Origin of the sequence: Kribbella antibiotica (genome assembly GCF_004349055.1) — a bacterium.
GTDB lineage: Bacteria > Actinomycetota > Actinomycetes > Propionibacteriales > Kribbellaceae > Kribbella > Kribbella antibiotica.
The window spans coordinates 1-14,615 of the sequence record NZ_SMKX01000045.1 but is presented as its reverse complement, the minus strand read 5'-3'; the positions used below and the strand labels follow the sequence as shown (position 1 = coordinate 14,615).

Below are 14,615 nucleotides of genomic sequence, written 5' to 3'. Positions count from 1 at the left end.
CGCAGTGACTGGCCATCCCCCAACGAGCGATGACAATAGCATCACAACTTAGGCAAGCCTACCTTTAGTCGCGTACGCCTCACTCCGGCTCAGGCGAGCGAGCCTGCGCGGCGCCCGATCACCATTCCCGCAGTCAGGCCGGCCCCTGTCGGGTAGTTCCCACTGAAGAGCCCGCCGAGCGTTTCACCGCACGCGAAGAGTCCGGGGATGGATTCACCCGACCGATCGAGCACCCGGCCGTCGACGTCACCACGAAGACCACCGAAGGTAAAACTGATTCCACAGGTCACCGGATACGCGTAGTACGGCGGCGCCTCGACCGCCGAGGCCCAGTTGCTCTTGACGGGCTCCACCGCTGCGCTGCGGCCGTCCTTGATCGTCGGATCGAGCGGGCGACCGGTGTCGATCGACGAGTTGAACTCATGAACCGTCTGCACGAACCCGTCGACATCGACGTCCATGGCCGCGGCAAGCTCTTCGACACTGTCGGCGACCACCGGAACAATCCCGGGCATCTCGTACTCGTACGCCGCCAGCATCGAGCGCGATGTCGCATCGAAGACCTGGTACGCCACCGAGCCCGGCTGTTCGAGGATCACCTTGCCGTACTTCGCGTACGTGTAGTTGCGGAAGTCCGCGCCCTCGTCGAGGAACCGTTGCCCCCGGCGATTGACGACGATGCCGAGCGGATAGCCGTACCGGCTGAGCCGGTTCGTCAAACCACGATTGCTCTCGTTCTCGGGAAAGGATGCGTCCCACGGAACACTGTGGCAGGTCGACCAGTCGCCGCCACGATCTGCACCGATCTCCAGCGCGGCGTGGATCAGGTCACCGGTGTTGTACGGCGTGCCACGCACCTTCGCGTGCTGCCAGCCGTCTCCCAGGTAGCGCTGACGCCATTCCGCATTCGCCTGGAAACCGCCGCTGGCGATCACCACCGACTCCGCCGGCAGCTCTTCATCACCGATCCGAACGCCAACGACCGCACCCCCATCAGTCATCAACCCGGTGACCGAGCAGTCGTAGCGCACCTCGACTCCGAGCCGGGCGGCAATCTGCTCGTGGACCGACATCAGCCCGGGTCCGCCATCGACGTTGCGCACGTGCGATCCACCCCAGAACTCGAAGGTCCCGTCGGGACGGTCGTGCGCTTGCCGCTCGTACATCAACTCGAACCGCAGACCCAATGCGTGCAGCCAGCGGACGGCGTCACGCGAGCCGTCGACGACGGCCTCGGCAAGTTCCTTGTCGCCCCGCCCTCCGGTGACCCGCTCCAGATCGGCCAGGAACTCCTTGGCCGAGTACGGCGGGACCTCAGTGCGGGCGTGGCGCTTATCGGGCTCGAGGACCTCGAGCAGGTCACCGAGCCCGTCGTGCACCATCCGGGTCGAACCCAGTGTGTAGTAACTGTTCCCGCCGGCCTGCGCCCGCGGCGCCTTCTCCAGCAGCAGCACGCGTCGCCCACGCTCGGCCGCCGCGTGAGCCGCGCAGTACCCGGCGTTCCCGCCGCCGACGACAACTACCTCCGGATTGCGCATGGCCATTAGCTTAGCCTTGCCTAAATCGGGCGGTGATGTGTCCTGGCCCACTGCGAGGTGACATGACGAAGGCCCGGACCAGATGGTCCGGGCCTTCGTGAAAGTAGCGGGGGCAGGATTTGAACCTGCGACCTCTGGGTTATGAGCCCAGCGAGCTACCGAGCTGCTCCACCCCGCGCCGCTTCCTTACAAGTAGGAGTCTAGGCGATGGCCGACGAGCGTCCAAATCAGGCCCCGTCCACACCCGGAGACGCTCGTTGTGCCGCAGCACAACAGCCGCCTCATGGAACCAGTTAGTTGATGTGGATGGTCGTCACCTGGCCGTACTTTTTATCGATCTTGTCCCACTTGTTGAAGGTGTGCCGGTACAGCCATCCGTCACCCGGCTCGTACTCGAACCAGCCGGAATTGTTTCCCGCATTGAATCCACCGACGGGACCTTGGTCGATCCACATCTGACCCGCGTTCGCGTAGCACACCCAGACCTGGGGGCCGGCCGGCACATCATGGAAGGCGAGGTACTGCCCGTGGTTCCACTGACATTCAGCGAAGTTGACCCCGTTGATGGCGAAAGCGGGCGTGGCCGTCAGGCCGACGATGCCTGTCGCGACAAGCCCGGTGATTGCGGCCGTTCTCAGCTTCTTCTTCATCCCTGTCTCCTCTGGATTGGATTCGACGCCGCGGAGCCGCCGCCGTTACCACGTGGTAACGGACCTCCGCGCTTGGCCGCGCCGGTGAATCCGCCTACCCGGAGCCACCCTGACACCCATCTAAGCCTGTAGCAAATAATCTGCAATCGGATGCAGATTCTTTGCATTCAATGGGAAAATTATGCCAGCTTCATTCTCGGTTCGATGGGGGGTGCGGCGCTCGGCGCTCTTCCGACTTCGACCATGCCCGCCTCCACCCATGGACTGCCATGACTACAACCCGGGCGGCGGATCCAGGACATCGCCGAGGAGTTCCCGATCACCGTGGGCGGCACGAGCAAGGTGGTCGACCGCCTTGAGGTGGCGGGCTTGTGCAACCGGCGCGCGAATCCGGACGACCGGCGTTCCTCGATCGTCGAACTGACGACCAAGGGCCGGAAGCTGGTGGACAAGGCGATGGTGGCCTTCGAGGCCGAACTGGAGTTGCGGATCGGCGCGGTGATCCCCGCCTATTAAGAAGGTGGAGGCGTACACCATTCGGCTTCAGACCGTGGCCAGCCCGCCCTGCCGGACATGACGAAGGCCCGGACCAAATGGTCCAGGCCTTCGTGAAAGTAGCGGGGGCAGGATTTGAACCTGCGACCTCTGGGTTATGAGCCCAGCGAGCTACCGAGCTGCTCCACCCCGCGCCGCTTCCTTACGTTCGTAAGTCTAGGGGATCGCTGGTGTGCAACCAAATCAGTTATTGGTGCGGCCGAAATTCCATGTCGCACGGACGGCGCCGCGGCGTACCGTCCGGGTATGGCTCGACTCGACATTCGGCCGTTCGAAGCAACGGACCTACCTGCTGCGGCGGCACTTCTGGCGGAGCGGCATCGGCAGCACCGCACGCGGCATCCGTTGCTGGCTGCCGGTTACGAGGACCCACGGCGCGCGCTGGTCGAGGTCACTGCTGTCTGGGAGTCCGACGATGCTTCGGGCACCGTCTTGCGCGAGGGTGCCGAGGTGACCGGCTACTTGCTCGGGGCACCGAAGAAGTCGCCGGTGTGGGGACCGAACATCTGGGTGGAGGCGGCCGGACACGCAGTGCGAACGGCAGAGCACATCAGAGACCTGTACGGCGCGGCCGCGACCAGGTGGGTCGACGATGGCCGGATCGCGCACTACACGCTCGTACCGGATGATCCGGCGCTTCTCGATGCCTGGTTCCGGCTTGCCTTCGGCTCGCAGCAGGCGCATGCGATTCGGCCGGTTCCCGAATCGCCGATCCCGGCGCCTACGGGCCTGACCATCCGGCATGCCGTGCGAGATGACATCCCTGTACTTGCTCAGCTGGAGCTTGCGCTGCCGCAGCATCAGGGGTTGTCGCCGGTGTTCTCAGCAGGAACTGTGCCGACCTTGCCGGAAGTCCTGGACGAGTGGGAAGAGGACTTCGACGACTCCGACTACGTGACGTTTGTGGCCGAGAGCAACGGCAAGGTGATCGGTTCGGCGGTCGGCACCTCGATCGAGAAGGGGAGCACCCACAGCGGGCTGTCCCAGCCGGACAACTCCGGTTTCCTCACGTTCGCCGCTGTGTTTCCCGAAGCTCGTGGTCTGGGTGCCGGGCGGGCGCTTGGCGAAGCAGTGCTGAACTGGTCGGCCGAGGTCGGCTACGACGCCGTCGTCACCGATTGGCGAGTGACGAACCTGCTGTCGTCGCGCGCCTGGCCGGCGCTCGGATTCCAGCAGACCTTCCACCGTCTGCATCGCCTCATCGGGCACTGAATCCGTCGAGTTGTCCACAGATCTGAAATCGGCCCTCAGGACAGGCCTGCGATCCCTGCATCTTCTTGGGCAGAGGCGCCACGCGAAGGAGTGCGGCGCCGAGGAGACAGTCCAGGAGGCAGCCATGTTGCAATCGTCCCGTCCTTCCCGAGCCGTGCCACATCTGAGCCGTATGGTGGCGGGCAGTGCGGTGGTCCTCGCCTCCCTGGGTGTCTGGACGGCCGCCACCGCGGCGGCCGTCGGATCCTCGGCGCCGCATGCCGCGGTCTCCCCGTCGATCGAGCAAAGGGCACGCACCGTGGACGGCTTCGTGATCGAGCATCTCCCCGGCGGCATCGGGAAACCGAGCGACTTCGAGTACGAGTGGGAGGACGTGATCTTCCACAGCCGGGTCTGGGAGACCGGCCCCGATCCCGACGGCGCCTTCAAGGTCGACCTGACGGCGAAGACCCTGCGCGGCGAGAAGCTCACCGATCTCGAGGCGCTGAAGACCTTCCTGGTCGAGTACGAGGAGAAGGATGCCGCAACCTGGGAGCTGCGCCCGGTCAAGATCGGCCCGTACGACGGCCTGGCCGCGGCCGACGAGGTGTTCTACTTCGTCTCCCCCGGGCTGGCCGCTGAGGTCTCGCTCGACCGTGACCGGTTCACCGAGGACGACCTGATCAGTACGGCGATCGGCTTCCACCCGGAGGCCTGACCGATGCCGTAGGCAACGAGAAGGGCGGTGACCCGGCCGTTGCCGTGGTCACCGCCCCTCGCGGACTATCTCGTGCGCAGAGGTCAGCCGGTGGGTGAGCTCGGCGGAGTGCTCGTCGGCGTGCTCGATGGCGTCCCCGACGGTGTCGGGCTCGGAGTGGTCGTCGGAGCCGAGCCGGCCGCGGCAGCCCGGTCGACGGCAGCCTTCATCTTGTCGATCTCGCGGGCGTAGGCAGCCAGGTCACCAGCCTTCAGAGCAGCCTGTGCGGCGGTGTAGGCCGCTTGGGCTTCCGCGAGCGCCTGCTTGATCGTCTGGTTGGCCGGCGGCTGGTTCCCTGGTGGCGTGTCGCCGCCCGGATCCTCGCCGGTGTCGACCTTGGTGTTGAAGACCTTTGTCAACGCCTCTTGCAGCGTCGATCCGAAGGCGACCCGGTCACCGAAGGAGACCAGCACGTAGCGCAGTACCGGATAGCTACCCGGTCCGCTGGTCCGCACCGAGTAGACGGGCTGCACGTAGAGCAGACCGCCACCGAGCGGCAGCGTGAGCAGGTTTCCGAACTGTGCTCGCGCACCACTGTTCGGCTGGTTCAGCGGCAGCAGCGCCGTCCGGATCCCCTCATCGGTCTGGAACTTGTTGAAGACCTGTCCAGGACCGGGGATCTGCACGTTGCCGGGCAATCGGAGGATGCGGAACTTTCCGTAGTCCTTCGAGGTCGCCTCGGCATCGACCGCCATGAACGCGGTGAGGTTCTCCCGCTCCGCGTTCGGTACGTACACCGAGGTCAGCGAGAACTTGGGTTCCGGCTGATCGGGCATCCGCAGCGAAAGGTAGAAGGGAGGCTGGTTTTGAGGAGTCGTGTCAGTGCTCGACGGGACTGCCGTCGGGTCGGCCGGAACACGCCACAGGTCGCTGTTCTGGTACCAGGTGGTCGAGTCCGTCACGTGGTACTTGGCCAGCAGATCCCGCTGGACCTTGAACATGTCCTCGGGGTAGCGCAGGTGCGACATCAGCGCCGGCGAGATGTCCGAGCGCGGCTTGACGGTGTTCGGGAAGGCCTTCATCCAGGTCTTCAGCACCGGGTCGCTCTCGTCCCACGCGTACAGCTCGACCGAGCCGTCGTAGGCGTTCACGACCGCCTTGACCGAGTTGCGGATGTAGTTGATCTCCTCGCTCGGCTGCTGCGCGATCGTGCCCCGGCCGGTGGTGGTGTCCCGGGTGCTGTCGTCCAGGGCCACCTTCTGCGCGTACGGGTAGTTCGCCGAGGTGGTGTAGCCGTCGACGATCCAGACGACCTGGCCGTCCACGATCGCCGGGTACGGGTCACCGTCCGGCGTCAGCCACGGTGCGGCCTTCTCGACCCGCTCGCGCGGCGTGCGGTCGTAGAGGATCTTCGAGTCGGGGTTCACCCGGCTGGACAGCAGCAGGTTCGCGTCGCGGAACTTGGTGGCGTAGAGCAACCGGTTGCCGAAGCTGCCGATCCCGATGCCGCCCTTGCCGTCGTAGGTGTTCAGCGTCGGGTCGCCGCCGACCTTGCCCTCCGGGGTGTCCAGCTCGACTGCCTGGCCACCCTTCGGGCCGCCGACGATCGAGTACGTCGGCGACTTCTCACCGAAGTAGATCCGCGGCTCGTAGTCACCGAGCTGACCGACCGGCGGCAGGTCCTTCTCCGAGAAGACCGGCGTACCGTCGTCGGCGCGCTGGTTGCCGTTGGCCGCCACGACGCCGTAGCCGTGGGTGTAGACGGTGTGGTCGTTGTTCCAGTTGCGCTGACCCGCCGGGAGCTTGTCGATCTGCACCTCGCGCACCGCGATCACGGTGTCAGCGGTCTTGTTGCCGATCTTGTAGCGGTCGACGTCCAGGTCCTCGGGGAACGAGTAGAAGCCCCGGACCTGCTGCAACTGCTCGAAGGTCGGTCCGACGACGCTCGGGTCGATCAGCCGGATCCCCGGCAGCACCTCGGCGTCCTGGGTGAGCTCCGACGGGGTCGCCGTGGTTTTCGCCTGGTAGTTGACGACCTCGGTGCCCTCGAGACCGTAGGCCTGCCGGGTCGCCGCGATGTTCTTGTCGATGTACGGCGCTTCCTTGACCGGCTCGCTCGGGCGGACGCGCAACTGCTGCAGCGCGGCCGGCCAGAGTGCGCCGAGCAGAATCGCCGACAGGATCAGCACGACGGTGCCGACCCCCGGGAGCAGCCAGGTCTTGCGCACGACGTTCGCGAAGAACAGCCCTGCGCAGAGCACCGCGATGACCGCGAGAATCTCCTTGCTGGGCAGGACTGCGTTGTCACCGGTGTAGGAGATACCGGTGAACAACCGGCTCTTCCCGGTGGTCAGGCCGTAGCGGTCGAGCCAGTAGCTGAAGGCCTTCAGCAGGACGAGCAGGCCCAGCAGGATCGAGAACTGCACCTGTGCCGCGCCCGAGGCCTTCTGCCCCTTCGCCGACGGACGGAAGCCGCCGTACAGGTAGTGGGTGATGATCGCGGCGACCAGCGAGAGCAGCACGATCGAGTAGCCGAAGCCGAGCAGGACGCGCAGCCACGGGTAGTCGAAGACGAAGAACGCGATGTCCTTGTTGAAGTGCTGGTCGGTGACACCGAACGGAGTCCGGTTGCGCCAGGCCAGGAAGACCTTCCACTCACCCGACGCGGCCGAGCCGCCGAAGACCAGCATCAGCGCAGCGATCACACCGATCGCGATCTTGCCGCGCTGCTGGAGCAGGTCGCCGTAGCGCTCGAAGCCGGGGCTCGGGGACGGCGCGAGGGCCACCCGCGGCCGGGTCCGGAACGCGACGATGACGTTGGCCACGACCGCGGCGGACATCACCAGGCCGACCGCCACGAACAGCAGCACCCGGGTGCCCAGGACGGTGCTGAACACCGAACCGAGGTCGATCGAGCGGTACCACAGGCGCTGGGTCCAGACGTCGGTGAAGACGCTGAACAGGATCAGCAGCACGATCAGGGTGGCGATCGTCGGGAGCAACGCCCGGGGGCGTCGCCCCGGTGGTCGCGCCCGGCGCGGCTCGTCCGGCATGTCGTAGACGCCGTCGCTCATGGTCGGTTCTCCTCGTCGTCACTGCTGCCGTCGACCCCAGGACCCGCGCCCGGCCAGTCGCCGGTCGAGGGTTCGAATGTCAATGACAGTACTTCGCACAGAGTGGGGACCAAGTCGGTGCCGGTCAGTACGGCGCTGTCCTCGTCGTGGGAGCGCAGCCGGACGGCGCCGAAGCGGTTGCCCTCGCGCAGGACAGCCGCAACCATCCGGACCTCGTGGCGGCGCGGATCGCTACCGGCCATCCGGGCGAGCTCGGCGTCGGCGTCGGTGCTGGACAGACCGGCCTCGGCCGCGGCCGGCAGGACAATCCGCTCGATGGCCAGCGCGCAACCGCTGACGCCCTCGGGCCACTCGATCCGGGCCAGTGCATCGGCCAGGTCCTCGTCCTCGACGGAACCGGGCAGCTCGCCCTGGGCCACCGGGGTGAGCGGCTGGGACAGGTCGTCGGCCCCGAGCTCGGCGGCCAGCTGGGGCTCGGCCCGCAGCAGCTCGTCGGTGGGGACCAGCGCGAACAACTGCGCGGGCTGGTCCCAGCCCGCGCTGCTTACATGCTTCTCGATCTCGATCACCGCTCGACTGAGCGCGTCAGGAGGCAGGATGTCTACGGATTCCATACCGCCAGATCTCTCCTTCGGCCGGCAGATTCTTCTTGATGACTCACGACTTCTTCTTGATGGTTCACGATGCGCATCCGGGAGCAGTGCCTGTCCCGCTGCTGACCGCCTTCAAAGCGGCGATCGCGTCGTCCAGGGTGCTGATCTTGACCAACTGGATGCCCTTCACATCGGCATGCAGCGCGGCCGCACAGTTCGGGGCCGGCACCAGGAACACGGTGGCGCCGTCATCCTTGGCGCCGGCGATCTTCTGCTGGATCCCGCCGATCGCGCCGACCTGACCGAGAGCGTCGATCGTGCCGGTGCCGGCGACGTGCTTGCCGTCGAGCAGCGCGCCCGGGGTCAGCTTGTCGTAGATGGCCAGGGCGAAGGCCGTCCCCGCGCTCGGGCCGCCGATGTCCTGGCCGAGGTTGACCGTCACCTTGACCTGCGAGTCCACACCGATGCTGATGCCGACCATCGGCCGGGCCTCTTCACCTGGAGTGGCCGCGGTCTTCAGCTGGACGGTCTGCTCTTTCTTGTCCCGGCGGATCAGGAAAGTGACGGTCTCGCCGACCTTGTGCTTACGGACCGCGTCACCGACCTGCGGGATCTGGGTCATCGGCAGGCCGTCGACCTGCAGGACAACGTCACCGGGCTTCAGCTTGCCGTCGGCCGGCGATCCCTTGGCGACCGTCGCGACCTTGGTGTGGAAGGGCACCTTCGCCGCTTGCAGAGCCGCTGCGACCGCGCTGTCCTGCGAGCCGGTCATCTCCGCGGTGTTCTGCTCCTCGACCTCGTCGGCGCTCTGGTCCGGCGGGTAGATGATGTCGCGCGGGAACAGGTCGTGGTGCGGGTCGAGCCAGTTCCGCATCGCCTGCGGCAGCGTGAGCTCGCGGTCCGGCGAGGTGACCGAGACCGTGGTCAGGTCGAGCTGACCACTGGTCGGGAAGGTCTCGTAGCCGGTGATCTCGATGACCGGCTTGTTCTTCGCCGTCCCCAGCGTGTCCTTGACCGGACCCGGGCTGAACGACACGAACGGCACCGGGAAGGCGGTGAGCAGCCCGAGCGAGATGACGAGCACGACGATCGAGGTGACCAACGTTGCGGTACGACGTGTCACGAACCCTGCCCTGCGGTCTTGGTGGAATCAGGTGTCTCGGCCGAACCGAGCTTCTTGCCGACGTGCCCCGCTGCCGAGTCCAACGACCCGCCCGGGCGGGTCGTCCCCGTCGTGACCGAAGTGTTGCGTGAGCGCGCCAGCCGGTCCTTGAAACCACGGCGGCGCGGCGTGGCCTCCGGGCCGGGAGCGGCCAGGGCGTCGCTGAAACGGCGGAAGTCCTCGACCGCGGCGAAGGCTCCGCCGGAGCGGCGCGGACCACGGCTGCGACCGCGCCACGCGGCCCAGCCCATGGCCAGGACGGTGGCGGCCAGCGGGAACGCCAGCCACGCCAAAACCTTCATCCGGCCACCTTCATGCGCCCAGGGTACGGGTCAGTGCGCGCCGACCCACTCGCTGGCACCGTCGGTGAAGTGCTGGTGTTTCCAAATCGGAACCTCGGACTTCAGGTCGTCGATCAGTTGCCGGCAGGCGGCGAACGCGACGTCCCGGTGCGCGGCGGCGACGGCCACCACGACGGCGGCGTCCCCGATCTTCAGATCGCCGATCCGGTGCACAGCAGCCAGCGCGGTCACCGCCGGGTCCGCGCAGATCCGCTCGGCCACCAGTCGCAGCTGCTTCAACGCGTCCGGGTGAGCCTCGTAGCTGAGCCGGTCGACGGGCTTGGACTGGTCGTGGTTGCGCACGGTTCCGATGAACAGCGCAGTGCCACCTGCTGTGGGGTCGGACACAGCGGCGAGTACCTCGTCGCTGGACAGCGCTTCCGCGCGGATGTCCAGCAGCCTGATCGGGTCGCTCATGTCCCCCATTCTCCCCTGATCCGTCCCCTGGTTCACCACACCCCCGTTCGCCGGAGGCGGAACCGGCCGGTGGAACCAGTACGTTGGAGTTGTACGCCGTACCCGCACAGGAAGGCCACTCCGATGAGCGACGAACCGGACAACCCGTTCAAGGGAACTCCGTTCGAGGCCATGTTCCAGCAGTTCTCCGGTGCGGCCGGCGCGGGTGGCACGCCGGACCTGAACGCGATCTTCGCGCAGGTCCAGCAGCTGCTGAGCGGTTCGACCGACGGCAGGCCGGTGAACTGGGACCTGGCCAAGGACATTGCCCGCAAGACGGTCTCGGCCGCCGGCGACCGGTCGATCACCTCGACCGACACCGACCGGGTCGCCGACGCGGTCCGGCTGGCCGAGCACTGGCTGAACGAGGCGACCACGCTCCCCGACGCATCCACTACATCCGCGGCCTGGAGCCGCGCCGAGTGGGTCGAGAACACACTGCCGGTCTGGCAAACAGTCGTCGACCCGGTCGCCGAGCACGTCGCCGGTGCAATGGGCGGCGCACTGCCCGCCGAGGCCCAGCAGCTCGCCGGACCGATGGCCGGGATGTTGCGTCAGCTCGGTGGTTCGATCTTCGGCGCCCAGGTGGGCCAGGCGCTCGGCGAGCTCGCGGGCGAGGTCGTCAGCTCGTCCGACATCGGGCTGCCGCTGGGACCGACCGGCCAGGCAGTACTGCTGCCCGACAACATCGTGAAGTTCGCCGAAGGCCTCGAGTTGGCGGACGAGGACGTCCGGCTCTACCTCGCGCTGCGTGAGGTTGCGCACCAGCGGCTGTTCGCGGGAGTGCCGTGGTTGCGGCAGCACCTGTTCGCTGCGGTGGCCGACTACGCGTCCGGGATCGAGGTCGACCGCGGCAAGATCGAGCGCGCGATGGCCGACATCGACCCACAGAACCCGGAGGCCATGCAGGAGGCGCTGGCCGGTGGGCTGTTCGAGCCCGAGGACTCCGAGCAGCAGAAAGCAGCACTCGCGCGACTGGAGACGGCACTCGCCCTCGTCGAAGGTTGGGTGGACGACGTCGTCCGGCAGGCCACCAAGGACCGGATGCCCGCAGCCATCCAGCTCGCCGAGACGGTTCGCCGTCGTCGGGCCGCCGGTGGTCCCGCTGAGCAGACGTTCGCCACGCTGGTCGGTCTGCAACTGCGTCCCCGCCGCCTTCGCGACGCCGCGAACCTCTGGGCTGCCGTCCGCGATGCCCGAGGCGTCGACGGTCGCGACAACCTCTGGTCGCATCCTGACCTCCTCCCCAGCACTTCCGACCTGGACGACCCGATCGGCTTCGCCCAGCACACCGGTGAGCTCTCCGACATCGACATCAGCGCCTTCCTCGACAACCCGCCGCTCGACAACCCGCCGCTCGACAACCCGCCGGCCGACAACCCGCCGACCGATGAGGACAAGCCCGACTCCAAGTAGGCCCGACGTACCGGTTGTTCCACTCCCGGGTGCGGAGGGGAACAACCGGGTTGGGATGCTGGCCGCGTGCTTCTCGAGGATGCGGTTGGGGTTTTGACAGGGTGGGCTGCGCCGGATGGCGAGCAGGAGGAGCTGCGTCAGCACTATCTGCGGCACCTGGCGGCCAATGCGGATGGGATGTGGCGAGAGTGCCGTCCCGAGCATGTGACGGCCAGTGCGCTCGTGGTGAACCAGTCCGGTGAGCAGGTGCTACTGACACTGCACCGGACGATCGGGCTGTGGCTGCAGCTCGGCGGGCACTGCGAGCGTGGCGACACCACGCTGGCGGGGGCTGCACTGCGAGAAGCGACCGAAGAGTCCGGTCTGACGGGACTCTCGATCAACCCGGTGCCGCTGAGGCTTTCGCGGCACCAGATTCTCGCGGGCGGATGCGCCGGGGCCTATCACCTCGACGTGCAGTTCCAGGTGACGGCCGACGCCGGTACGGCGTATGTGGTCAGCGAGGAGTCGCACGATCTCGCCTGGTTCGGAGTGAACGAACTGCCGGCCGGCATCGACGACTCAGTCCGTCAGCTTGTCAGCGCTGGTCGCGTGCACTGACATTGCCGATCAACTGATTGATGGCGAAGTCGAAGCGGTCGTGACCGCTGCCTGACGTCAACTCGACCGCGTAGCGCCGCGTGTTGGGGAACCGATCGTCCGGGAGCGCATCGAACCGGGCGATGATCTCCTCAGGGCTGAGCACCCAGTCGGCGCCTTCCTGCTGCTGGCGCTGCACCACGAGTGAGCGCTCCAGTGCATAGGCATTGACGTAGAGCGTGAGCGCGTCGCGCGCCCAGGCGGCCGTCTGCGGTTTGATCCCACCGGCGAGCAGGATCGCCAGGATGCCTTCACTGACCCGGAGCGCTTCGAGATGCGTGGGGACTGTCGCCAGCGCGGCACGGGACAGCCCGGGGTACTTCAGATATTCGTCGCGAAGCTGGCCGTACACGTCGAGGATCTGCCGACGCCAGGAGTCCGGTTCAGGCTCCGGCAGCACGATCGCGGCGTACAGGCGGGCGATCAGCAGGTCGTCGAGATCGTCCTTGTTCACGATGTGCGCGTACAGCGACGACGGGCCGGTCCCGAGCACGGCGGAGACCCGGCGGATCGTCAGCGCGTCGTACCCCTCGGCTTCGATGACCTGCAGCGCAGCGTCGGTGATCCGGTCCGCGGTGATGGGCTCCTTGCGCGGTTTGGCCGGTACGGCGGCCGCGGCGGGCTGGGCGTGGCGAGCGGCACGGCGCTGTCTGGGGTCGGCAGGCATGGTCATGACTATAGCTTGACACGAACTTAGTTCGAAGCGTAGAACATTGTTCGTGACTATCGAACTAAGTTCGTCAGAGCGGATGACCGTGGCTCCGCTCCCCCTTCGCCAGGCGTGGCTCGTCCTTGTGGTCGTGGTCATCGCCGAGCTCATGGACCTCATCGACACCAGCGTCGCCAATCTCGCCGGTCCCTCGATCCGCGCCGACCTCGGCGGCGGCCCGATGACGCTGCAGTGGATGCTGTCCGCCTACACCGCCGCGTTCGCGCTCGGACTGATCACGTCCGGCCGGCTCGGTGACCTGATCGGCCGCCGCCGGCTGTTCCTGATCGGGATGGTCGGATTCACGCTCGCGTCCCTGGCCTGCGGGCTGGCGCCCAGCCCCGCGTTTCTGATCGTTGCCCGCGTCTTCCAGGGCTTGTTCGGATCGGTGATGATCCCGCAGGGCATCGCGCTGATCAAGATCGTGTTCCCGCGCGAGCATCTGCGCAAGGCACTGATGCCGATGGGCCCGATCATGGGGCTGGCCACGGTCGCCGGCCCGATCCTGGCCGGGTGGTTGCTGCACCTCGACCTGTTCGGCAGCCAGTGGCGTTCGATCTTCCTGATCAACATCCCGTTCGGCGTTCTGTCGCTCGCGATCGGCTGGCGCGTGCTGCCGCGCCACAGCGGCGAGGACCGCAGCACCCGCCTCGACCTGGTCGGTGTGGGCCTGCTCACGGCCGCCTCCGCCTTGCTGATCGTGCCGCTCATTCAAGGCCGCGATCTCGGCTGGCCTGCCTGGACGTACGCGATGCTCGCCGGTGCTGTCGTTGCGCTCGGTCTGTTCGTCGGTTCCGAGCGGCGAAGCCGGCACCCGGTCATCACGCCGTCACTGTTCGGCAAGCGCAGCTTCGTCGTCGGCCTGTTGATCACCGGCGGCTTCTACGCCTCGCTGAGCGCATTCATCCTGATCGTGAATCTCCTGCTGCAGTCCGGCCTGGGCTGGACGCCGCTACAGACCGGGTTCGCCTTGATTCCCTGGGCTGCCGGTACGGCGATTGCCACGCTGGTGTCCGGCGCAGTCCTTGCCGAGAAGCTCGGCCGCGCGAATCTTCAACTCGGTCTCGGCCTTGCCGTCATCGGGCTGCTCGGTCTCTGGTGGACCACTGCGCACTTCGGTGCCGGCATCACCATCTGGAAGCTGACTCCGGCGCTGTTCCTGACCGGTGTCGGTGCGGGGTTGTTGTTCATCCCGCTGTTCGATTTCATCCTCGGCGACGCCACGCCTGCCGAGGTTGGTTCCGGTGCTGGTGTCCTGAACGCCGCACAGCAGTTCGCCGGTGCGATCGGTGTTGCCGCTCTCGGCACGGTGTTCTTCAGCCGGGTCGGTCAGCCCTCCACGCACTCGTACTTCGCCGCGGCCCAACTGGTGATGGCGATCTGCGCCGCGCTCTATCTGCTGGCGCTGCTGCTCGTCTGGCTACTGCCGAGGAAATCTCAGCAGGCCGGCCACTGAGCCGCCAAAGTCCTTACCTGACTGGGTTTTCGATGACGGCGCCGGGGTGAACACCTACCTGCTGTGTTCACCCCGGCGTTGCGTCTGTGGTGCCTCACTACTGCCCCACAATCCCCGTGTCCCCCCATACTGCTTCCC

The 14,615-nt window shown here is 66.8% G+C and carries 14 protein-coding genes and 2 tRNA genes; 6 read left to right on the top strand and 10 right to left on the bottom strand.

From position 1 onward, the window contains the following. Positions 1–89: 89 nt before the first annotated feature. From tcuA to E1263_RS17605, 3 genes are all read right to left on the bottom strand, one after another. Positions 90–1,538: an FAD-dependent tricarballylate dehydrogenase TcuA gene (gene tcuA / locus E1263_RS17615; RefSeq protein WP_165956655.1), complete on the bottom strand. Its 1,449-nt coding sequence runs from the start codon at positions 1,536–1,538 to the stop codon at positions 90–92. A gap of 104 nt (positions 1,539–1,642) precedes the next feature. Next, a tRNA-Met gene (locus tag E1263_RS17610) sits at positions 1,643–1,716 on the bottom strand. Positions 1,717–1,831: 115 nt separating this feature from the next. After that, a complete protein-coding gene (locus tag E1263_RS17605) occupies positions 1,832–2,188 on the bottom strand; it encodes a hypothetical protein (RefSeq protein WP_132168633.1) in 357 nt (118 codons plus the stop codon). A 291-nt stretch (positions 2,189–2,479) separates the two neighbouring features. On the opposite strand from E1263_RS17605, the gene E1263_RS17600 reads away from it, so the two are divergent. Beyond that, positions 2,480–2,704, top strand: coding sequence for a MarR family winged helix-turn-helix transcriptional regulator (locus E1263_RS17600; RefSeq protein WP_132168631.1), 225 nt, complete (start codon positions 2,480–2,482; stop codon positions 2,702–2,704). Between the two features lie 99 nt (positions 2,705–2,803). On the opposite strand, the gene E1263_RS17595 is transcribed toward E1263_RS17600, so the two are convergent. After that, positions 2,804–2,877 (bottom strand) — tRNA-Met (locus tag E1263_RS17595). 112 nt (positions 2,878–2,989) lie between these two features. Between E1263_RS17595 and E1263_RS17590 the strand changes: the two genes are divergently transcribed. Together E1263_RS17590 and E1263_RS17585 are read left to right on the top strand one after the other, a co-directional pair. Beyond that, complete coding sequence (locus tag E1263_RS17590; RefSeq protein ID WP_132168629.1) at positions 2,990–3,955, top strand: GNAT family N-acetyltransferase; 966 nt, start codon at positions 2,990–2,992, stop codon at positions 3,953–3,955. A 124-nt stretch (positions 3,956–4,079) separates the two neighbouring features. Then, positions 4,080–4,652 (top strand): hypothetical protein, encoded by a 573-nt coding sequence (locus tag E1263_RS17585; protein WP_238161304.1) that lies wholly within the window; start codon positions 4,080–4,082, stop codon positions 4,650–4,652. Positions 4,653–4,735: 83 nt separating this feature from the next. On the opposite strand, the gene E1263_RS17580 is transcribed toward E1263_RS17585, so the two are convergent. The 5 genes from E1263_RS17580 to E1263_RS17560 all read right to left on the bottom strand — a co-directional run bounded on the left by E1263_RS17580 (position 4,736) and on the right by E1263_RS17560 (position 10,218). Next, positions 4,736–7,705, bottom strand: coding sequence for a UPF0182 family membrane protein (locus E1263_RS17580; protein ID WP_132168627.1), 2,970 nt, complete (start codon positions 7,703–7,705; stop codon positions 4,736–4,738). Next, on the bottom strand, positions 7,702–8,319 hold the full coding sequence (locus tag E1263_RS17575; RefSeq protein WP_202868930.1) for a PPA1309 family protein: 618 nt from the start codon (positions 8,317–8,319) through the stop codon (positions 7,702–7,704). The genes E1263_RS17580 and E1263_RS17575 overlap by 4 nt, the downstream gene beginning before the upstream one ends. Before the next feature lie 64 nt (positions 8,320–8,383). Continuing rightward, a complete protein-coding gene (locus E1263_RS17570; protein WP_132168625.1) occupies positions 8,384–9,421 on the bottom strand; it encodes a YlbL family protein in 1,038 nt (345 codons plus the stop codon). Next, entirely contained in the window at positions 9,418–9,762 is a 345-nt protein-coding gene (locus E1263_RS17565) for a hypothetical protein (protein ID WP_132168623.1), read from the bottom strand. Before E1263_RS17565 ends, E1263_RS17570 begins: the two co-directional genes overlap by 4 nt. Positions 9,763–9,792: 30 nt before the next feature. Further along, positions 9,793–10,218 carry a molybdenum cofactor biosynthesis protein MoaE gene (locus E1263_RS17560; protein ID WP_132168621.1) on the bottom strand — a complete coding sequence of 142 codons (426 nt, stop codon included), beginning with the start codon at positions 10,216–10,218 and terminating at the stop codon, positions 9,793–9,795. 123 nt (positions 10,219–10,341) lie between these two features. Here E1263_RS17560 and E1263_RS17555 point away from each other — a divergent pair, with 123 nt between their 5' ends. Together E1263_RS17555 and E1263_RS17550 are read left to right on the top strand one after the other, a co-directional pair. After that, positions 10,342–11,673: a zinc-dependent metalloprotease gene (locus E1263_RS17555; protein ID WP_238161303.1), complete on the top strand. Its 1,332-nt coding sequence runs from the start codon at positions 10,342–10,344 to the stop codon at positions 11,671–11,673. Between the two features lie 66 nt (positions 11,674–11,739). Next, on the top strand, positions 11,740–12,273 hold the full coding sequence (locus E1263_RS17550; RefSeq protein ID WP_132168619.1) for an NUDIX hydrolase: 534 nt from the start codon (positions 11,740–11,742) through the stop codon (positions 12,271–12,273). On the opposite strand, the gene E1263_RS17545 is transcribed toward E1263_RS17550, so the two are convergent. Then, complete coding sequence (locus E1263_RS17545) at positions 12,251–12,979, bottom strand: TetR/AcrR family transcriptional regulator (RefSeq protein WP_165956654.1); 729 nt, start codon at positions 12,977–12,979, stop codon at positions 12,251–12,253. The genes E1263_RS17550 and E1263_RS17545 overlap by 23 nt on opposite strands. A 52-nt stretch (positions 12,980–13,031) precedes the next feature. On the opposite strand from E1263_RS17545, the gene E1263_RS17540 reads away from it, so the two are divergent. Then, positions 13,032–14,477: an MFS transporter gene (locus E1263_RS17540; RefSeq protein ID WP_238161302.1), complete on the top strand. Its 1,446-nt coding sequence runs from the start codon at positions 13,032–13,034 to the stop codon at positions 14,475–14,477. Positions 14,478–14,615 lie beyond the last annotated feature (138 nt).

Excerpts from the sequence above, each read along its gene's own strand:
- E1263_RS17565 (WP_132168623.1), bottom strand. The coding sequence starts at position 9,762 with ATGAAGGTTTTGGCGTGGCTGGCGTTCCCGCTGGCCGCCACCGTCCTG.
- E1263_RS17545 (WP_165956654.1), bottom strand. The coding sequence starts at position 12,979 with ATGCCTGCCGACCCCAGACAGCGCCGTGCCGCTCGCCACGCCCAGCCC.
- E1263_RS17560 (WP_132168621.1), bottom strand. The coding sequence starts at position 10,218 with ATGAGCGACCCGATCAGGCTGCTGGACATCCGCGCGGAAGCGCTGTCC.
- tcuA (WP_165956655.1), bottom strand. The coding sequence starts at position 1,538 with ATGCGCAATCCGGAGGTAGTTGTCGTCGGCGGCGGGAACGCCGGGTAC.
- E1263_RS17585 (WP_238161304.1), top strand. The coding sequence starts at position 4,080 with ATGTTGCAATCGTCCCGTCCTTCCCGAGCCGTGCCACATCTGAGCCGT.
- E1263_RS17590 (WP_132168629.1), top strand. The coding sequence starts at position 2,990 with ATGGCTCGACTCGACATTCGGCCGTTCGAAGCAACGGACCTACCTGCT.
- E1263_RS17575 (WP_202868930.1), bottom strand. The coding sequence starts at position 8,319 with ATGGAATCCGTAGACATCCTGCCTCCTGACGCGCTCAGTCGAGCGGTG.
- E1263_RS17580 (WP_132168627.1), bottom strand. The coding sequence starts at position 7,705 with ATGAGCGACGGCGTCTACGACATGCCGGACGAGCCGCGCCGGGCGCGA.
- E1263_RS17605 (WP_132168633.1), bottom strand. The coding sequence starts at position 2,188 with ATGAAGAAGAAGCTGAGAACGGCCGCAATCACCGGGCTTGTCGCGACA.
- E1263_RS17555 (WP_238161303.1), top strand. The coding sequence starts at position 10,342 with ATGAGCGACGAACCGGACAACCCGTTCAAGGGAACTCCGTTCGAGGCC.